General features: G+C 72.6%; 2 protein-coding genes. One reads left to right on the top strand and one right to left on the bottom strand.

The features are described from left to right. Window positions 1-731: hypothetical protein (locus AOK24_RS43985; RefSeq protein ID WP_055725413.1), on the top strand; the 731-nt coding region annotated here is incomplete at its 5' end. 16 nt (window positions 732-747) lie between these two features. Here AOK24_RS43985 and AOK24_RS43980 read toward each other — a convergent pair. Continuing rightward, complete coding sequence (locus AOK24_RS43980; RefSeq protein WP_055725412.1) at window positions 748-1572, bottom strand: SCO4651 family lipoprotein; 825 nt, start codon at window positions 1570-1572, stop codon at window positions 748-750. Window positions 1573-1805: the final 233 nt, after the last annotated feature.

The raw sequence follows: 1805 nt of genomic DNA, 5'->3' as shown, positions 1-1805 counted from the left end.
GCCTGCACCCCCGCCCCGGCTCCCCGACGGTGCACGACAGCTCGGTCGGCGGCCCCTTGCTGTGGCCGACCCACCACCACTGGCCGCACTGCGAGAAGTGGCACGAGGGCGCGAGGCAGCCGATGATCCCGGTGGCCCAGCTGTATGTGCGGGACGTACCGCAGTTGAGGGCGCCGGGGAGGGCGGATCTGCTCCAGATCCTGTGGTGCCCGTCCGAGGAGCACGCCCCGGACTACAAGCCGACGACGTACGTGTTCTGGCGGACGGCGGCGGACGTCACGCAGGTCCTCACGGAGCCGCCCCGGCCGTCGGAGCCGACGTCCTGGTACGTGCCGGAGCCGTGCGTGCTCGCGCCGGAGCAGGTCACCGAGTACCCGCACGTCCTGGAGCTGACCGAGGAACTGCGGCAGGCGATCGCGGAGGAGCCCGGGGAGGAGATCTACATGGACGAGCTGTCCGTGGCCCCGGGCTGGAAGGTCGGCGGCTGGACGAGATGGGGCCTCACCGACCCCGCACCCCGCTTCTGCATCCACTGCGGCACAAGGATGACCCCGCTGCTGACGATCGCCTCGGACGAATGGCACCCGGACAACAGGTCCTGGATCCCGTACGAGGATCAGGCCCAAGATGCCGACGCGAACCCACCCGGCGTCACGGTCATCGACGCCAACCACCTACAGCTCTACGTCTGCCCGAAGCACCCCGGCGACCACACGGACCTCGTGCAGTGACAGGGACAGGGACAGCTCACTCCGCGATCGTCCCGGCGTAGATGTCCCGCGACTCCGGAAGCCGTACGACAGCCGGCGCCCCGAAGTCGTACAGCAGCACGGTGGACGCCACAGCCACCACCCCCGCCCGCCCGCTGTTGACGAAACTGAACCGGTGCCGGACTTTCCGGATGCGCCCCTGGTCGTCGAGGTACACGTCGAAGGGGACCTCGGCGGTGGCGAACCCCTCGGCCGCGGCGGCGAGGGAGGCCCGGTTGCCGGGCGTCGCGCCGCGCGCGGCGAGCGCGAGGTCGGCGGTGCCCCGGTAGTGCCGGACCCCGACCCCGGCGACGTCGCCGCGCCCGACGTAGGACGCGGCCCGCACCCCCCGCAGCAGCTCGGCGGCGGCGAACGGATCGGTGGCCCCGCCGGTGACGAGGTTGCCGTCGGAGAGGGTCGCGGTGTCGACGCGTACCCATTTGTCGGCGGGCACCCCGGCCCCCCGGTTCTTCATGAACAGCGCACCCGGCGCGAGGAGTTCGGTGATCGGCCGGTGCTCGCTGACCCCGGACGGGTCCTGCGGGAGGACGACCTTCAGCTGACCGAGCTGTCGCCGGTAGTCGTACACCCCCTCCCCCCGGATCGTGACGCGCGTCCCGCCGGTCGCCATCTCCATGGACGTCTGCGCGCGGGAGCTGCCCGTCGCGAGCAGGGTGTCGGCGGCCCGGCGCAGGGTCCCGACCGGGTCCCCGACGGGCGCGTCCTCCGCCGCCGCGCCGCTGCTCACGCACCCCGTGGCCCCGGCCACGACTCCGGCCACCAGCCCCGCGACGGCCACGACACCGCCCCGACGGTCCTTCATCTCCTGCCTACCCCCAGATCGCGGGCCCCCGTTGTGGCCCTGTTCAACGATCCGCACGTACCACCGTCACGCTCACCCGCGCCTGGAGAACCCTTTACCGGCGGTGGGTACCGTGGAGTACGTGACGCAACCGGACGGCACCCGCACCCCCTCCGGCGACCATCTCGCCACCACCGTCGACCAGGGCCGCTTCTGCTTCGCCCGCTGCACCTGCGGCTGGCGCGGGCCCGCGC

Source organism: Streptomyces niveiscabiei (genome assembly GCF_001419795.1).
GTDB classification, from domain to species: domain Bacteria; phylum Actinomycetota; class Actinomycetes; order Streptomycetales; family Streptomycetaceae; genus Streptomyces; species Streptomyces niveiscabiei.
The sequence above is the reverse complement of the archived record's forward strand: the minus strand, read 5'-3'. Positions and strand labels throughout refer to the sequence as shown.

Bases quoted from the DNA above. Each gene is read 5' to 3' on its own strand.
- AOK24_RS43980 (WP_055725412.1), bottom strand. From the start codon at position 1,572: ATGAAGGACCGTCGGGGCGGTGTCGTGGCCGTCGCGGGGCTGGTGGCC.